Genomic DNA, 17,954 nt, shown 5'->3' on the forward strand with positions numbered 1-17,954 from the left:
TTACAAACAAATATGAACTTTAAAAAAGTCCATATTTGTTTGTAATTCCCTTTACTAGATGTTATCAATTAATTAAAATCAAAATAAGTTCTATTTGGAGGGGTGCTTATGGTTAATAAATGGATTGAATATTTAGAACAAAACAAAGATCAACAACTTATGAAATTAAAGGAATTTTTAAAAATCCCTAGTGTTTCTGCATTATCCAAACATAAAAAAGATATACATAAGGCGGCTAGATGGTTAAGTAACGAGTTAGAACGAATTGGCATGGAAAATGTAAAAGTGATGGAAACAGAAGGTCATCCTATCGTATATGCTGACTGGATCCATGCAGATCATAAGCCTACTGTATTAATTTATGGTCATTATGATGTTCAACCTGTAGATCCATTACATTTATGGGAAACACCACCTTTTGAGCCAACTGTTCGCGATGGCAAAATATTTGCACGCGGAGCCAGTGATGACAAAGGACAAGTTTTTATGCATATAAAAGCATTGGAAGCATTATTAAAAACGGAAGGGAAGCTACCAATAAACATAAAAATAATAATTGAAGGTGAAGAGGAGATCGGTAGCCCTCACTTACCTAAGTTTATTGAAGAAAATAAGGAATTATTGCAAGCTGACGTCTTAGTGATTTCCGATACTGGTATGATTGAAAAAGGAAAACCTTCCATTACATACGGATTAAGAGGATTAACTGGTTTACAAATTGACATTCAAGGAGCAAAAACCGACCTTCATTCCGGTGCCTATGGTGGCGGTGTTCAAAACGCAGCCCATGCTCTCGTTCAATTATTATCCACTTTTCATGATGAAGAAGGACGTATAATGGTCGATGGATTTTATGATAATGTACTATCAATAACAGATGAGGAAAAACAAGCGATTAATGCTTTACAATTAGACGATGAAAAGGTGAGAACAGAACTTGGTGTTCCTGAATTATTTGGTGAACCTGGATACAGTTTTTACGAAAGAACGAGTTATCGTCCAACATTAGAAATTAATGGGATGTATAGCGGTTTTCAAGAGGAAGGAATTAAAACCGTTTTACCAAACCAAGCTAGCGCAAAGATCACATGTCGTTTAGTACCCAATCAAGAACCTGAACAAATTTTAGAACTTATTAAACAACATATTGAGAAACATAAACCGAAAGGAGTGACAGTAAAAATTACTCCATTTGATTCCGGTGCTCCTTTTGTAACACCGCTTAATCACCCGGCAATTCAAGCAGCAGGTCGTGCTGCTTCTAAAATTTACGGTACCGAAACAGCTTATATTCGTAGCGGTGGCTCTATACCAATTGTCGCTGACTTTGCTCAAATTTTACAAGTCCCAATTGTCTTACTAGGGTTTTCTCTAGATAGTGAAAACTTCCATGCTCCAAATGAACATTTCCATTTAGAGAATTTTTATAAAGGGATGCAAACGATGTGTGAATATTGGAATGAATTGGCTGAAATACGATTCAAATAAGATGTACCCCCTTCCTTAATTGGATGGGGGTTAAAAATTATTTATTTAGTCGTACAGACATATTTTTCCTTCTACTTTCTGTTAATATACGAGGGGATATTGAAATTAATAAAATAAGTACGATAATACAGAACAAGAATGAACCTAATCCAGCTGGACCATTTACGACTAAAGAGTACAACCAAACCGGTTGGCCTTCGGGCGCATAACTTCCCCAAAAAACTATACCAGCAATATAATGAACTAGATAACGAGCAAAACTACCAACAAATGTAGCTATTATTATATAGAAAAAACCAATGTTCTTCTTCCCTTCGTCAAAACAATTTTGTATCATTCCCATAAACAATCCGGCAAAACCAATAAAAGCAAATGCAACAAAGTATTCAATTATAAACTGAAACCAATGAAGGATATAAGCATCACCGAAAATTACTTGAAGTACTCCCCAGAGAAATCCAGATAATACACCATATTTAAATCCCCATCTAAAAGATAGAATGAACACAGGGACCATTGCGAAGGAAATAGATATCCATGGTCCTAATTGTATCGATGGTAATAAATCGATAATAAACGCTAATGCTGCCAAAATCGATGTTTCAATGAGTGGTTGTAATTGATTTGTGCGCATAAAAAAACCTCCTATGTAATTTAACGAAACGTTCCATAGGAAGCTCAGAAAAGGAGAAAAGATTACGTACATTCTCTTTTCTTCCACAATCCCTACGCCAGTACTAACTGAACAGGTTCAAAGGGTCAGAATAAAAAGACATATCGTCAATTTATTCACTCTCAGCATAAGCTCCCCCTGTGGAAACGTTGTTTCATATCATCTTTAATTATAAACGATAACAAGAAAAATACAACGCTTATATGAAAAACGTATAAATTTAGGACTGTCATAAAGACAGCCCTATTTCTAACTCATGTGTAATCAACTTTCATTCGTTTTTACTGAAACGGATTGTTTTTTACCTTCACGATAAAACTCAAGCTCTATAGTATCTCCAGGCTTCACTTTACTATACAAATATTTTCGTAGCTCAGTTGTATTTTTCACTTCATTACCATTAATACCTACAATAACATCATTTACTTTCAGACCAGCCTTTGCAGCGGGTGAACCTTCTTTAACCCCTGCTACAACAATACCTTGTTCAATATTTCCGAACATACTCTGACGATAAAACTGAACAATGTCAGCCATATCATACATTTCGATTCCGATGAATGGTCGTTTGACTTGTCCATTCTCGATTAATTGTTCTGCAATTGGAAGAACATCGTTCGCTGGAATAGCAAAACCTAAACCTTCTACTCTTTCATCGGCAATTTTTAAACTATTTATACCGATTACTTCTCCACTTGCATTAATTAAAGCACCACCACTATTTCCTGGATTTATTGCTGCATCGGTTTGGATTACATCTAATTCCCATTCACCTGCAGAAGTTTTTACTCCAACTGTTCGGTCAATTGCACTAATAATCCCTTGTGTAACGGTTCTAGAAAATTCAAGTCCTAGTGGATTACCAATTGCAATGACTTCATCTCCTGGACGTAATTTACTTGAATCACCAAAACTTGCAACTTTATCAACATGAGCTTGATCGATCTTCAATACTGCTAAATCGGTTAACGCATCCGCTCCAACTATTTCAGCTTTTACCGTTTCACCATCATATAAAGAAACTTCAACTTCATTCGCTCCTTCAATGACGTGGTTATTTGTAATAATATATCCATATTGATCATCCTTATGGAAAATAACTCCAGAACCTGTTCCAGCTTGGACATTTTCTTGTTGGAAATAAAACTGGTTGTTAAGCTGTTGTAAATTAATTACCCCCACAATTGTAGGAGATAATTCTTCAACTATATCAGCTATAGATGCATTGTCAGCTGAAGCAAAGGTTGGAGTATATTCCACATCAGATGATTTATTTTGTAGCTGTGTCGAATTAGATGAGTGATCGCCATTTTCAAAAGGTAGATCAAAATAAGCTATCGCTGAAATGGTTAAAGCCGAACTTATTACACCGACTAACAAATAGGAAACTACTTTTTTAAACCAACGTTTTTTCATGCTATTTTTTAGTTTGAATTTTTGATCATCGTGCTTATTTATACCTTCAAAAGTATCCCTATAATCATTTGAGCTTTCATATTTGTTGATAATATCACTTTGTTCACCATGCTCACTTTCAAAACTATTCACCTTCTGTGTACTAGTTTGTTGTAATTGGAATTGCTGATCCTTATAATTAGTCTGTTTACGATTTTCGCTATTAACTGATTCTGGTGAATTTAAACTTTCATTTGAATCAAAATTTGATTGATTTTTTGTATGATTATCCATTTTCTCTACCCTCACTCCCTACTTCTCACATCTATTGTAGTCAACATTTATGAAAAAACTGTGAAAAGAGATGAAAAAATTGTTGAAAACGATCATTGATATAACATTACTTAATACGTTAAAACAGAATTTTTATCACGGTCATTATATCATCAATATTAATTTTAAATAAAACGAAAAAAAATATAATCATCTTCTTCAAAAAACAACTTGCAATAATAGTAAAAATAAAAAAGATGATCCCGGAAAATAAGAATCATCTTTCGACGAAAAATTATTGCAACCGAATTAATCAATAATAATTTTTAAATATTGTTTTGAAAAAAGAATACTAACGAACGTTTGTTTTTCCTTTTTATTTAAGGATTATCATTTATTTCAATACCATTGTGCAAAATAACGTTGATGAGAGCAGGATACTTTGGATATCCTGCTCTTTTTTCATTTATTCACTTATTTTTTCAGTAATCATTACACCTCTTTTTTCCATTTCTTCAATGTACGTTTGACCAGGAACGACTTGCTCAGGTGGAAATACACCTCTCTTATTAATTACCCCTTTAGCAATCATTTGGGCAACTACAGATATTGTATAAGCTGTTGATCGAGCCATTGCAGTCACGTTTTCTTTATTGTTCTTATAACAAATCATTTCATAAGTATAGGAAACCTCTTTTATATCTTTCAACCCGGAAACGATAACCCGAAGAAGTGTAACATCTTCTTTATCCTTCAATTCTACGATTGGATCTAAAACTTTTAATAATACTTTTCTTGGATTAACTTTCATCCCATCTATTTCGACAAAGTAATCATTTCTCGTTAAATTTAAATCAACTAAAAGTTTTGCTTTTTCAGCATGGCCAGGATAGCGGATCGTTTTATACTCTAATGTCTCTAATTCGGGGTATGATTTTGATAAGGTCGATGTTCCTCCAGATGTATGAAAGGCTTCTAATGGACCAAATTTTTCAAAGTATATTGGCTCAACCTCAGATAATGAAGGAACTTCCATCAATTTTCCATTTCGAATAATTAAAGCAGGGTCTGTATAATGATCGAACAAACCTTCCATTGAAAAAACATGATTATATTCTAATGGTGGCTCTGGCCGAAGTGGAATACCACCAACATATAATTTAATGGATTTTACTTTAGATAATTTACTCACACCATAACCAGATAAAATATTTATCATTCCCGGTGCAACCCCAAGATCAGGAATAATGGTCACATTCGCTGCCTTTGCTTTTTCCTCTAACTTTAGAACTTCATCCGTTATGTGACCAATATGTCCACCTAAATCAACAGAATGTACACCGACTTTTATTGCTGTTTTCGCCACTTTTACATTAAAAGAATAAAATAATGCATTAATAATACAATCAAATTGTTTCATGTAATTTTCTAATTCTTCTTCATTGTCAGCATTCACTTTAAATGCTTTTACTTTATCAGAGCCGATTTCTAATTCAGCTTTTTTTGCTCGTCCATAATTCACATCTGCAATACCAACAAAGGTAACACCACTACTTTTTGATAAGTCCCTAGCCGCTTCTTTTCCCATTAATCCAGCACCTAATACGCCGATTTTCAAAAACTCTCCCCCTTTTATTAGCAATCTGGCAGATTCTTAACATATCTACTCCTTGTTATCATTAACTGCTATATAACTATCATATTATGAAATGGTTCAATTTATTTCTTAAAAAAATCCAGTTCAAAAAAATCCAGTTCAACAATGACATGTAAATAATGTCATTAATGAACTGGACCAAAGTTGCTGTTCATTTAAACAGCTGGAAAAAGATGGAGGAAACTACAATTACAATAATCAAAATGTTTTGACATGTCGGTCTAACTATATTGTAAACCTTTTTATCTTATTTGTAAACGTTTTCTTTTTTGTTTAGACTTAATGTTTAATTAAATCATAATTTTTTTACAAACATCTGGCTATAGCGACTATTCATCCTCTTTTGCTACCCGAACAAGCTGTTTTCCGATATTTTCGCCCGTAAAAAGTCCAATAAATGCATCCGGTGCATTCTCTAATCCGTCAGTAATCGTTTCTCGATATTTTATTTTTCCTTCTTTGATCCATTTTCCTAATTGTTCATACCCCTCTTTAAAACGAGTTGAATAATTCGATACAATAAATCCTTGCATTAAAATACTATGAGTCACAAGTTTCCCTTGAATTCTTGGCCCATATTCGACCTCTGTATTATTGTATTGTGATATTTGACCACATAAAACTATTCTTGAATGGAAATTCATGATTCGCATTAACAAATCGGAAACTTCGCCACCAACATTATCAAAGTACACATCCACTCCGTCTGGACAAGCTTCTTTTAACTGTACATATACGTTTTCAGATTTATAATTAATCGCCGCATCAAAACCTAACTCTTTTGTTAGATAATCAAGCTTTTCTTGGGAACCTGCAATTCCTACGACTCTACAACCTTTTAATTTCGCGATTTGTCCGGCAACTGACCCGACAGCGCCTGCCGCACCAGAGACAACTACGGTTTCCCCCTCTTTTGGTTTTCCAATATCTAACATACCAAAATAAGCGGTAAGTCCTGGCATTCCAGCAACACCTAGTGCAGTTGAGATGGGAGCAATATTCGGGTCAATTTTTCGTATGTTTTTCCCTTTTGATATACTATAATCCGACCACGGTAAATGTCCTTCTACATAATCCCCTTCTTTAAATCGTTCATTTTTCGATTCAACAATTTTACCGACAACGCCACCAACTAACGGTTTATTTATTTCAAAGGGATCTACATATGTTTTTATGCCACTCATCCGACCGCGCATATACGGATCAACAGACAGATAGATGGTTTTGATTAGAACTTCATCCTTGTTTACTTGCGGAATTGGTCCTGTTTCCATTGTAAAATTCTCTTTACTAGGCATCCCTACAGGACGGCTAGCCAGTATTATAGTTCGATTCACTTTATTCATTGTCTTTCCTCCTGTAATAGTAAGTTCTTTAATATTCAATTAACTGCGCTTGTAGTTTTTCACGAATATATTTCGGAATAGGTATCGAACATTGTTCTTCGTAATCAAATGTTACGATTGTTGCGGTTGAACGGGCAATAAGTTTACCAGTTTTCACATTTATTACCTCATGCGCAAAGGTAAAACTTTTATTACCTATAGAGGCGACTTCCGTTCGAATTTTTAAACGGTCACGAGCATATGCTTGAGAAATATAATCACATTTTGTAGAGGCTAAAATAAAACCTGGTTTTTTTGAATTCGAGTTGTTATAAAAATCATGTTCTTCAAAAAAGCGGATTCTTGCTTCTTCAAAATAAATAAAATAACTCGCATTATTTACATGACCTGCTGCATCCGTTTCTCCAAAGCGTACCATTATTTCAAACTCATACATAGTTCCAACTCCTTAAGGCTAGATATTCGATCGTACCACCTTCGTTTATTCATATACCCGAAAATATTAATTCTAACTATTATGACTATTCAGTTGTTATAATGATTTTAAAACGCAATTTACCAATTATCAAGTAAACTATATGCTAACAAACTTACATTGATAGAAGCAGTTTTTTATTAAAGACTTACTATTTAATAAAAATTTGGTATTCTATAAATCTTTTTGACTATTTTGTAGTGATTCTTCCCTTATTCTTCGTCTTAATATTTTTCCTACGCTTGTTTTTGGTAGCTCCTCGCGAAATTCAACTACCCTAGGAACTTTATATGGAGCTAACTTTTCACGACAATACTCAATTAATTCATTTTCACTTAATTTAGTCTTTTCTTTTAAAACAATGACAGCCTTTACATTTTCTCCCCGATATGCATCAGGTATGCCAATGACAACTGCTTCTTTGATTGCGGGATGCTCATATAATACTTCTTCCACTTCCCTTGGATACACATTGTATCCGCTTGCAATAATCATATCCTTCTTCCGATCAACGATATATAAATATCCTTCATCATCCATATAAGCAATATCACCTGTATATAACCATCCGTCACGAATTGTATTTATTGTTTCTTCTGGCATATTCCAATAACCTTTCATCACTTGTGGTCCTTTTATTATAAGTTCACCAATTTCACCAGGTTTTAATTCTTGTGTACCAGTTGCCAAGTCAACAATTTTATAATCTGTATTTGGAATGCCAATACCGACACTCCCTGGTTTTCTAGAACCAAAAATTGGATTACAATGGGTTGTTGGCGAAGCTTCCGATAAACCATATCCTTCAAGAATTTTGGAACCTGTTTGTTCTTCAAATGACCTCATTACTTCAACAGGCATTGGAGCACTGCCACTATTTACTACTTTTATACTATCGATTCCATATTCTTTTGCCTTAGGATGATTAAGAAGAGCGATATACATCGTCGGTACACCAGGAAAAGAATTTGGCTTGGCATTTTTTATTGTTTCTAAAACTTCATCCACATCAAATCTAGGTAAAATAATATTTGTTGACCCAGTTAATATCGTTAAATTAATGCAAGAAGTCATGCCATAAACATGAAAAAATGGAATAACTGATAACTTACGATCTTCACCCGGATTTATAAAGTCTTTAAAAAATTCATAGCATTGTAGAACATTAGCGTATAAATTTCGATGGGTGAGCATTGCCCCCTTTGATCGTCCAGTGGTCCCTCCCGTATACTGCAAGACAGCTACATCTTCATTAGGTTGAATGTCGATATCTAGAATCGAACCTTTTGCTTTATAAAGGAAGTCATTAAAATCTATTGATACTTCATCTTCACTTGCAGCTCCTTGCAAATTTACTTTTATAACTAACTCTACCGATGTTTTATGAATCACCTGTTCTAATACTGGTAATAAAGGTTCATATATAACAATCGCCTTTGCTTCAGAATCATTAAGGATGTATTCCAATTCAGTAGGCGTATACATAGGATTTACTTGTGTCACAATGCCCCCTGTTTTCAGAATGCCATAATAACTTATTATGTATTGGGGGGAATTTGGTAGCATGATTGCTATCCTGTCACCTTTTTTTATCCCTTTTTCCTGTAAAGCTGCACCAAACTTGTCTGTTAATTGTCCTAATTCTGTATATGACATTTCACGTCCATAAAAATATATCGCGGAATGATTTGGATATTTTTTTACCGTTTCCTGTAACATATCTGGCAATGAAAGATCAGGAATCACTATTTCACTTTGGATATGTTTCGGATATAATTTTTGCCAAACTTTTTTTGACATAAATTCCCCTCCTTAAAATAATATTGTTGTTTTATTTATACGCCGCTTCTTTATTCGACTTGAAATGACAAGAAAATATTTCAATGAACATGCCAACTTTTGTAGATCATACATTTTTGTCTTGCAGAATTTATTATTCTTTTATATTTATATATTTCGAGTTCTAAATATAAATCTTCTGGTATATATTGTGGAGAACATCCAGATCTGCAAAATCTGAGTCTGATGGTGTAATATCTCATTGAATAATGTAAACATGATTCATGACGTAATTTGGGCTAATCGTTCTTCATTAACAAACATTTTTAGAGTTTGTGTGAAATCTTTGGGGTAATTAAGTACAAAATATGTGCGGATTCATCGGATGGCATAGAAGCTAAGGTATACTGAGGAGTATTTTTGCATAAATCGTATAACTTTTCTTACTTGCTAGTTTTCCAATCCTTTTCTAAATATCGACTAATTTTTCTGCTCGCAGTATTAATTTAAAAGACTTACCATAACAAAATAAACTACAATTTTGATCAATAAATATTAGCAGAATGGAACAAATATTCATATTACTGTTTTCAGAAAAAACGAATCGTTAGACATCCACGTAGAGTAGTATTTAAAATATTTATCAACCGTCTACTTTTCCTCCCTTCCTCTTCATTTGTAACTATATCATTAATTATATTAAAGCCTATCAAAATATATATCAGAAATACTTTATATGACGGTTGTTTTTTCAATACATTTTTTAGATAAATAGACGAAGAAGCAAGTTTACTTCCTCGCCTGCTGAATACTATCTCTTTCAAAAGGATGTAAAAATAACTTTATCACTTTATTTCCTAATTGATTTAAAGGTATCTGTATGTGCGAGTTCTTCGAAATAATGAATCGTTTTCGGGTTGCTCATTGCATCAGTACTAGCTGCATCACTTACCGGAGATCCGAGTAAAATTTTTCGCACCGGTATTTCCATCTTTTTACCTGTTAATGTCCTTGGTACTTCCTTAATTTGAAAAATTTCATCAGGTATATGTCGCGGTGACACTTCTTCTCTAATTTTTTGATTAATCTTATGTTTGATTTCTTCCGTAATAGTTAAACCTTCGCGTAATACAACAAAAAGCGGCATATAATCTTTCCGAGCAAAACCACTCAAGTCAACAATTAAACTATCAATTACTTCTGGTACTGCTTCAACTGCATTATAAATTTCACTTGAACCACTTCGAACCCCTTGACGATTTATCGTGGCATCTGATCTTCCATAAATGACAGCGCTACCACGATCAGTCAATTTTAATAAATCGCCGTGTCGCCAAATACCAGGATAATAATCAAAATAACTTTCTATATACCTTTTATTTTCTTTATCATTCCAAAAATATAGCGGCATCGATGGGAACGGTTTCGTGATAACCATTTCACCTATTTCGTTAATGACTGGTTTACCTTCATCATTAAAGGAATAAACAGATACTCCTAAACATTTACATGGTATTTCTCCGGCATATACTGGTAAAATCGGTGTGGACCCGACAATCCCTGAACAAATATCTGTTCCCCCACTAATCGGCGCGATTCTTATATCTTTTTTTACATTTTCATATATCCATTTAAAACCTTCTGGTGATAAAGGTGATCCAGTATAGGCAAATACTTTTAGATGTGACAAGTCATATTCATTTTTCGGTTCTAACCCTGCTTTCATACAATTTAGAATATATGGCGGACTTGTTCCAAAGGATGTCATTTTCGTTTCTTCAGCTAATCGCCAAAGAACTCCTATATCTGGATATGCTGGACTACCGTCATATAATATTGCTGTTGCACCTGTAAGTAATGAAGCCACCACAATATTCCACATCATCCAACCTGTCGTCGTATACCAGAAAAAGCGATCATTTTCAGTAATATCCGACTGTAAATTAACAGACAAATGGGTAAGTAAAATACCTCCATGGCCTTGCACAATAGCTTTTGGAAGACCTGTTGTTCCTGAGGAATATAAAATCCATAACGGATGATCAAAGGAAACTTGTTCAAACGTAAGTTTGCCCTTATATGTTAACACTTCTTCCCATAAAATTTTATTTTTTATTTGATTTATACGAGGTTCACTTTTTAAATACGGAACCATCACAACTTGTTCTACTGTTGGAAGTTCAGCGAGTAATTTTTCAACGGTCTCCATTCTATCATGCGGTTTACCGTTATACATATATCCATCTACTGTAAAAAAGACTTTTGGTTCTATTTGTTTAAAGCGGCTTAGAGTAGATCCGATTCCAAATTCAGGGGAACAACTGGACCATATAGCTCCGATACTTGCTGTAGCAAGAAAAGCGATGATCGTCTCTGGAATATTTGGCATATATGAAACGACACGATCTCCTGGTTTTACACCAATACTTTTTAAATATGTAGCAACGGAAGAAGTCTTTTCAATTAATTCATCCCATGTCATTTCAGATAATGGGCGATTTTCAGATTTGTAAAATAACGCTGTTTTCCCTTTTACTGCATTACGTAAAATATGTTCTGCATAATTCAATGTTGCCCCAGGAAACCATTCTGCACCGGGCATTTTATTGCTTTTCAAAACTTTTTTGTATGGAGTATAAGATCTCACTTGAAAATAATCCCAAATGGATTCCCAGAACTTTTCGACTTCGGTAACGGACCAGTTCCATAATGACTCATATGAACCGGCTTCAAACCGCCCAGTTTTTTTCAACCATTGCATATAGTTTGAGATCGCTGCTTCTCGAATTATCTCCTCCTTTGGACTCCAAAGTAATTCCCCTTCTTTGACAGTCATACTTTAACCAACCCCTTTGTTATATATTTCAGCTTGATTGTAATCATAACTTTTTCATATAACATTTATAGAACATAAAAGAAATTAAGTTTTATAGAGTAATTGTATCACAATAATTTAAATATTCAAAACAAACAAAAATAAAATAAAGCCTGACTTTGGGGATTTATAAATCCATTAAAAGTCAGGCTTTTTCTCTCCTTTTTGTCCAAGAAAAACTGTTTCGAAGACATTTTAGACTTATTTTTTATTTATATTTAAATTGCTTCACGATCTTGTTCAGTAGAAGCAACGATTCCTTTTCTTTGCAGTCTCGCTTCTCTTCTTTTTTCTGATTCTGTTATGATAATTGCACAAACAGCATCAGCTGAAGAGTTTACAATTGTACGTGTCATGTCCAAAATTCGGTCAACACCAAGAATTAACGCAATACCTTCAACAGGCAAATTAACAGAAGTTAGGACCATGGCTAACATAATCAATCCGAAACCCGGTACACTCGCTGTACCAAGACTTGCTAATAGTGCCATAACGATGACTGTAATAAGTTCAATGAAAGTTAAATCAACACCCATTACTTGTGCAATAAATACAGTAGCACAGCCTTGTAAAATGGCAGTACCGTCCATATTGATTGCGGCACCTAAAGGTTGGACAAAGTTACTTATATTTTTAGGAACACCTAACTTATTTTGCGCAATATCCATTGCAACTGGTAAAGTTGCGGTACTACTTGAAGTACTAAAAGCCACACTCATTGCAGGTAAATATGCTTTATAAAATTTCCATGGACTCATTTTTGCCAATAATTTTAGTGTACCACCATACACACCAAAAAATTGCACTGCAAGGGCTATGACTACCACAATCATGTATAATCCCATGGCTTTCATCGCATTAAATCCTGCTTCACCAACAGCAGAAGCAATTAAACCGAAAGTGCCGTATGGAGCAAATTTCATAACTAGTCTAATTAAATACATCATAATTTCATTGGCTTGTTCAAAAAAATTGTAAACACCTTCTACTTTTTTACCGAGCATAGCCATACCTATTCCAATAAAAATGGCAAAAACAATAATTTGTAACATATTACCTTCTGCCATAGACTGAATAGGGTTAGTAGGGATAATATTTAAAAAATTTTCACCGAGATCAACAGTTTTGGTTGACGCGTTAAATTCTAGATTATCTGTATTAAATACGCCAACTTTACCAGGTTTCAATAATAGTGTTAATGAGACGGCAATAATTAAAGCGATGGCTGCTGTAAATAAAAAATACGTAAGACTTTTTCCGCCAATTCGTCCCATTTTTTTCGGGTCCCCGATACTTGCAACTCCTAAAGCGATTGAGAAAAATACGAGTGGTACAACTAACATAAGAATGAGATTTATGAAAATGGTTCCTAGTGGATTGAAGAGGTAATTATCAATAAATGGAAATTGATCTGCGAAGTAGTTATTGATAAATAAACCGATAAGCGCACCTAATATTAAACCGATGATAATTTTTGAAGATAGACCTAATTTTCTTTTCATACAATCCCTCCTACTCTATTAAATTGTGTTCTTCAATGATAACCACCTTCTCATTTTCGTATTTTGTTCTCAACAAAAAAATCACAGTAATGAAAATCTGTGATTTTTTCATTTCCCTCAAATCGCTTACGGGGTTAGCTGACGGATTCGGATGAAAGGAACACCCTACCATGACTGGATTCACCCCATGTACATTTAGTACAGATTGGTTCCCCCGCTCAAGAATGATTAAGCGTTATATAATTTTAGAGTAAACTATTCTAATATAATTAGAACACACAAATCATTTTTCGTCAAGAAAGTTTTTTATTTACTATTGTGGATATAAGCAGGATGACAAAAACAAGTAATTAAGTGATCGTTAACCATCCCAATTGCTTGCATAAATGAATATATGATAGTTGGACCGACAAAAGAAAATCCTTTTTTTCGTAAATCATTACTAATTTTTTTACTCAATGCTGTATTCGCAGGAACCTCTTCGTCTTTGGACCAATGATTGATGATAGGTTGATTGTTAACATAATTCCAAAGGAAATTTGAAAAACTTCCGAAATCTTTTTGTATCTCTATCACAAGTCTTGCATTCTTAACAACTGAACGGATTTTTTTCTCATTTCGAATAATCTCAGGATTTTGAAGTAAGCTTTGTATTTTTTCTTCTGAATAATTGGCTACAATGTCAATATTAAATTGATCAAAAGCCTTTTTATAATTCTCTCGTCGTTTTAAAATGGTGATCCAGTTTAATCCAGCCTGTGCACCTTCTAGTGATAACATTTCGAATAGTTTTTGATCTTCATAAACGGGTATCCCCCATTCATGGTCATGATAATGGATATAAACGGGATCGTTAGTTACCCAGTTACATCTATTCATCTTGTTTACTCCTCTAATCATTTTCATTAAAAAACTCAATGAGTTCTTTACTTTGGGTTCTCCGCATCTTTCGATATTTTGCTCGTTGTTCACCTGCTGAATTTAGCCATTTTTCCGTTTCCGTTTCAGGAACTACTTTCGGAACAGGTGTTGGTTTACCATCTTCATCTAATGCAACAAATGTAAGGAAAGATAATGCTGCTAAAACTTTTTTTCCCGTCATTAAATCCTCAGTTGTAATTTTTACAAGTACTTCCATCGATGTGTGTCCTGTCCATGTTACCATTGCTTCTAGAGTTACAGCATCACCTTCACGAATCGGTTGAATAAAATCTACAGAATCTATTGAAGCTGTAACGACAGGTTTTCGACATAATTTTAAAGCTGCAATTGAAGCTGTATCATCTATATAAGATAGTAATTTACCGCCAAATAAAGTCCGGTGAGAATTAGTATCTGGCGGTAAAACAAGTGCCGTTTTTATTACTTTTGTATCTTTCATCTTAATTTCTTGCTGTTTCAATCCAATTCACCTCTAAAAGATTATAACAATTCCAAGTCAGAAATACTACAACTACTATATAAAAACAATAGGGCTAATCTGCCCTATTTGAAAACAATAATCAATCAGGAATCCCAATCTTATCTAATGGAAAATAGCGAAATTTCACTTCTCCTATTACTGAATCGTTTGGAATAAACCCAAAAAAACGACTGTCGTAACTATTTAAACGATTATCACCTAAAACAAAGAGTGTCTCTTCTGGTACAACGGGTTCACCAGTAAGCTCTTGTAATGTGAAATCACCGATCATATTTCTTATTGATAACTCATTTTCCTTCTTTAAATAAGGTTCGTGATATTTTTTTCCATTAATATATAAAACGTCGTCTTTCATTTCAATATGATCACCAGGAAGGCCAATCACACGTTTAATAAAATATTCTTCTGAATTAGGTGACTGAAAAACAACAATATCAAATCGACTGATTTTCGTCTGTTTTCCGATAATAATTCGATCATGTTCTGAAAAAGTAGGCTCCATCGATTCTCCATAAACAGTAGTGGATGTAAATAAATAATTTCTACATAATATGACAATGATAATGGCAATAACGAATGCTTTTAACCATGATAATATTTCTTTAGAAAGTGACTTTTTCTTTTTCAAATAAATACCTCCAAAATCAAACTGTTATCTTAATTTTAATGTCTCTTTATTAAACTTATGTTAAAGTACGTATAAATTTAAAACAAATAGAAAGTTACACTTTTTTTATATTATAAGATAATTTTTCATGACAACAAATAAAAGAGGCTCACCAAGTAGCCCCTTTGTTTGGAAAAAATTATGTTCTTACAGATCCTGTTTATTTCGCCAGTGATTTAATTTCCTCATTAATTTTATCCCGAATTTTATCTACTGATGTAAAATCCATTGCTTGAGTATAAATATGTTCTAACTGGTCACGAAGTTCTTTCGTTTTAGCTAAATGGTTGATCCCTTCTGACATTTTCGATTTATAACTTATTGTTGCTCGTTTAATTTCTTCGGCATATTTTTCATCAGTACCTGGCGTAATTAACAACTCATATAGATCGATGATTACATCGGTATTTTTAGAGGGAAAGTATTCATGAGGAGCTGTACTATCGAATATGGCAAAATTTAATTCTCGAACAATGACCATATCCAAACTATTGGGATCAAATCCACAATGGTAGATTTCAACATCATATCCTTTATCCTTAGCAGCATTTGCAATCTTTTTTAATAACGTTGATTTTCCAGTCCCCGCTCTCCCCTTAATAAAATACCGATGTAATCCTTCTGTAAGACTGTCTACATAGTCAATTGGACCTATTGGTGTTGTGGCACCTAAGAATCGCTTAAATACTCTTTTTTCCCCGCTTTTACTGTGTGATTTCTCAGGTATTAACTGCTTAACCCATCTCTCCGCTAATTTATTAGCTTTTTCAAAATTCATTTCATTAATGTATATTTTTTCAAGGTCATCATGTAAAGCTAATCCTTGAGCTAAGGAATGATATGCTTTTTGAAAACCTTCCTTAATTTGATTTGACAAAGCGATAATTTCATCTTTTTGAGTGAGCAATCGACTTCGATCCCAAGCTGTACCTAAATTCACATAATCATCTACAACACCCGGGTATTTCGGCTCGATTACATGGGGATTTGTTCCGTCGACGATCCCTACTTTTAATTCTGGTAAGATCATAGCATCCAGTGAGTCTGGATCGGAAGAACAGTGAATCCATTCTACAAAATAGCCTGAATCGAGCCATTCTTGCCCAATTGATTTAATCATCGATGATTTCCCTGTACCTGGTCCTCCTTTTAAAATAAATAATCGTTGTAAATCTTGAAAATTCGAATCGAAAAAATGAACAAAACCTTTTGCTGTATTACCACCGGCAAAGTAATGTAATTCCTTATTCAAAATACCACTCCTTAAAGGATGAATTAATCTTCATCCCCTTATTAACAATTCTTTCCTCCTAAATTATATGGAGAAATGAAAAAATAGGTGAATACCTACCATTATCTTTAATCATTTATTTTTAATGCACCTAATGCACCTGTAAAAATTCCTTTTTCCAAAAAGATTGGTTTTAGGTCCACGCTTTTTGCAAAACTTGCCAATATTTGTTGAAATGTTTCATTTCCTTCTAACATACCACCGACAAAAACAAGGTGTTTTACATTTTTAATATTTGCCATATGAATCGCGAGCAACATAATATTTTCGGCGATCATTTGTAAAAGAGCAGCTACTTGATCTTCTATTTGAGGAATGTTGGAATGATCAATTTTACCGAAATTCGCAGCTGTTAAGTCACCGTTTATTGAGATCTGTGTATATTCATAAATATCTTTTACAAGTAAATCGACTTTTGAACGCTCTCCTTTTTTTGCGCAATCAATTAAAAAGTGGTAACTACTTGTATGTGCTAAAATGGTACCTAAACCGATAAATGTTCCACCGCCTAAACCAGTTCCTGTTAACCTTTCAAATGAATCTGATGAAACATAGTAAATAGATGTTCCAGTACCAATACTAATTAAAATATAATCCTCAATCCGTTCACCTAATTCTTCTAATAGACATTTTGATCCAACGGCCATAGCATGAAATTCATCAACAAGATATCGTTTGTGAGATAATTTTTCACTTAATTGTTTTGCCTTACCACCTGTTAAAAAGGTTGTCCCATGTTTGTTAACGATATTCAACCAATTTACTAAACGGTGCATTTCGTTTATATTATACTTTTTAAAATGGTAATGCCCAGATTCATAATAAACCATTTTGATTAATGACCCACCAGCATCAACACCGATTTTATTTTCCACGATAGCAACCCCTTTCATTATTATTTTCTTTTATCGTAGTTCACTAAAATTATTATAAAAATTCGTTTTATTCATCCTTTTCACAAAAATTTTCTTATGATAGTGATTTGTTTTGGTAACGTCAAGAATTTTGTGTAAGGTTCTATAGAGTATCCTCAGATTATGCTTTATTTGATAATAAATTCATTTATCTGTTTCCCACTAGAAGACTGAATATTCAGTCTCCTAGTGGGAA

The 17,954-nt window shown here is 33.7% G+C and carries 14 protein-coding genes and 2 riboswitches; of the genes, 1 reads left to right on the forward strand and 13 read right to left on the reverse strand.

Features of this window, described 5'->3' with window-relative positions; translation table 11 throughout:
- The first annotated feature begins 108 nt into the window (after nucleotides 1-108).
- Nucleotides 109-1,488, forward strand: a complete 1,380-nt coding sequence (locus OEV82_RS05905) for a dipeptidase (protein WP_173662376.1) — start codon at nucleotides 109-111, stop codon at nucleotides 1,486-1,488.
- Nucleotides 1,489-1,525: 37 nt separating this feature from the next.
- Here the strand turns inward: OEV82_RS05905 and thiT are convergent, their stop codons facing one another.
- The 13 genes from thiT to coaW form a co-directional block, all read right to left on the reverse strand.
- Nucleotides 1,526-2,122: an energy-coupled thiamine transporter ThiT gene (gene thiT / locus OEV82_RS05910; protein ID WP_173662375.1), complete on the reverse strand. Its 597-nt coding sequence runs from the start codon at nucleotides 2,120-2,122 to the stop codon at nucleotides 1,526-1,528.
- A 71-nt stretch (nucleotides 2,123-2,193) separates the two neighbouring features.
- Nucleotides 2,194-2,310, reverse strand: a riboswitch (TPP riboswitch).
- A 115-nt stretch (nucleotides 2,311-2,425) separates the two neighbouring features.
- Nucleotides 2,426-3,850, reverse strand: coding sequence for a S1C family serine protease (locus OEV82_RS05915; RefSeq protein ID WP_263061319.1), 1,425 nt, complete (start codon nucleotides 3,848-3,850; stop codon nucleotides 2,426-2,428).
- Nucleotides 3,851-4,295: 445 nt separating this feature from the next.
- Complete coding sequence (locus OEV82_RS05920; RefSeq protein WP_263061320.1) at nucleotides 4,296-5,447, reverse strand: saccharopine dehydrogenase family protein; 1,152 nt, start codon at nucleotides 5,445-5,447, stop codon at nucleotides 4,296-4,298.
- A gap of 368 nt (nucleotides 5,448-5,815) precedes the next feature.
- Complete coding sequence (locus OEV82_RS05925; protein WP_173662475.1) at nucleotides 5,816-6,832, reverse strand: NADP-dependent oxidoreductase; 1,017 nt, start codon at nucleotides 6,830-6,832, stop codon at nucleotides 5,816-5,818.
- A 28-nt stretch (nucleotides 6,833-6,860) separates the two neighbouring features.
- Entirely contained in the window at nucleotides 6,861-7,268 is a 408-nt protein-coding gene (locus OEV82_RS05930; RefSeq protein ID WP_173662474.1) for an acyl-CoA thioesterase, read from the reverse strand.
- A gap of 213 nt (nucleotides 7,269-7,481) precedes the next feature.
- Entirely contained in the window at nucleotides 7,482-9,107 is a 1,626-nt protein-coding gene (locus tag OEV82_RS05935; RefSeq protein WP_173662473.1) for a long-chain-fatty-acid--CoA ligase, read from the reverse strand.
- A gap of 829 nt (nucleotides 9,108-9,936) precedes the next feature.
- On the reverse strand, nucleotides 9,937-11,922 hold the full coding sequence (locus OEV82_RS05940) for an acetoacetate--CoA ligase (protein WP_173662472.1): 1,986 nt from the start codon (nucleotides 11,920-11,922) through the stop codon (nucleotides 9,937-9,939).
- A gap of 257 nt (nucleotides 11,923-12,179) precedes the next feature.
- Nucleotides 12,180-13,463 (reverse strand): dicarboxylate/amino acid:cation symporter, encoded by a 1,284-nt coding sequence (locus OEV82_RS05945; protein WP_263061321.1) that lies wholly within the window; start codon nucleotides 13,461-13,463, stop codon nucleotides 12,180-12,182.
- Between the two features lie 109 nt (nucleotides 13,464-13,572).
- A riboswitch (cyclic di-AMP (ydaO/yuaA leader) is annotated at nucleotides 13,573-13,708 on the reverse strand.
- Nucleotides 13,709-13,769: 61 nt separating this feature from the next.
- Nucleotides 13,770-14,342 carry a DNA-3-methyladenine glycosylase I gene (locus OEV82_RS05950; protein ID WP_173662470.1) on the reverse strand — a complete coding sequence of 191 codons (573 nt, stop codon included), beginning with the start codon at nucleotides 14,340-14,342 and terminating at the stop codon, nucleotides 13,770-13,772.
- A gap of 13 nt (nucleotides 14,343-14,355) precedes the next feature.
- The gene (locus tag OEV82_RS05955) at nucleotides 14,356-14,844 is read right to left on the reverse strand and encodes an acyl-CoA thioesterase (protein WP_173662477.1); all 489 of its coding nucleotides are present in this window, start codon (nucleotides 14,842-14,844) and stop codon (nucleotides 14,356-14,358) included.
- A 121-nt stretch (nucleotides 14,845-14,965) separates the two neighbouring features.
- Nucleotides 14,966-15,514: a signal peptidase I gene (gene lepB / locus OEV82_RS05960; protein WP_263061323.1), complete on the reverse strand. Its 549-nt coding sequence runs from the start codon at nucleotides 15,512-15,514 to the stop codon at nucleotides 14,966-14,968.
- A gap of 199 nt (nucleotides 15,515-15,713) precedes the next feature.
- Nucleotides 15,714-16,808 (reverse strand): PRK06851 family protein, encoded by a 1,095-nt coding sequence (locus tag OEV82_RS05965; RefSeq protein WP_407672746.1) that lies wholly within the window; start codon nucleotides 16,806-16,808, stop codon nucleotides 15,714-15,716.
- A gap of 104 nt (nucleotides 16,809-16,912) precedes the next feature.
- Nucleotides 16,913-17,719, reverse strand: a complete 807-nt coding sequence (coaW, locus tag OEV82_RS05970) for a type II pantothenate kinase (protein WP_173662610.1) — start codon at nucleotides 17,717-17,719, stop codon at nucleotides 16,913-16,915.
- Nucleotides 17,720-17,954: the final 235 nt, after the last annotated feature.

Origin of the sequence: Pallidibacillus thermolactis, from assembly GCF_025660415.1 — a bacterium.
Lineage (GTDB): Bacteria > Bacillota > Bacilli > Bacillales > Caldibacillaceae > Pallidibacillus > Pallidibacillus thermolactis.

What these genes read in the sequence shown, in the direction of transcription:
- OEV82_RS05945 (WP_263061321.1), bottom strand. Translation starts at nt 13,463, where the DNA reads ATGAAAAGAAAATTAGGTCTATCTTCAAAAATTATCATCGGTTTAATA.
- OEV82_RS05950 (WP_173662470.1), bottom strand. Translation starts at nt 14,342, where the DNA reads ATGAATAGATGTAACTGGGTAACTAACGATCCCGTTTATATCCATTAT.
- OEV82_RS05930 (WP_173662474.1), bottom strand. Translation starts at nt 7,268, where the DNA reads ATGTATGAGTTTGAAATAATGGTACGCTTTGGAGAAACGGATGCAGCA.
- OEV82_RS05940 (WP_173662472.1), bottom strand. Translation starts at nt 11,922, where the DNA reads ATGACTGTCAAAGAAGGGGAATTACTTTGGAGTCCAAAGGAGGAGATA.
- OEV82_RS05925 (WP_173662475.1), bottom strand. Translation starts at nt 6,832, where the DNA reads ATGAATAAAGTGAATCGAACTATAATACTGGCTAGCCGTCCTGTAGGG.
- OEV82_RS05905 (WP_173662376.1), top strand. Translation starts at nt 109, where the DNA reads ATGGTTAATAAATGGATTGAATATTTAGAACAAAACAAAGATCAACAA.
- OEV82_RS05955 (WP_173662477.1), bottom strand. Translation starts at nt 14,844, where the DNA reads ATGAAAGATACAAAAGTAATAAAAACGGCACTTGTTTTACCGCCAGAT.
- OEV82_RS05935 (WP_173662473.1), bottom strand. Translation starts at nt 9,107, where the DNA reads ATGTCAAAAAAAGTTTGGCAAAAATTATATCCGAAACATATCCAAAGT.
- thiT (WP_173662375.1), bottom strand. Translation starts at nt 2,122, where the DNA reads ATGCGCACAAATCAATTACAACCACTCATTGAAACATCGATTTTGGCA.
- OEV82_RS05915 (WP_263061319.1), bottom strand. Translation starts at nt 3,850, where the DNA reads ATGGATAATCATACAAAAAATCAATCAAATTTTGATTCAAATGAAAGT.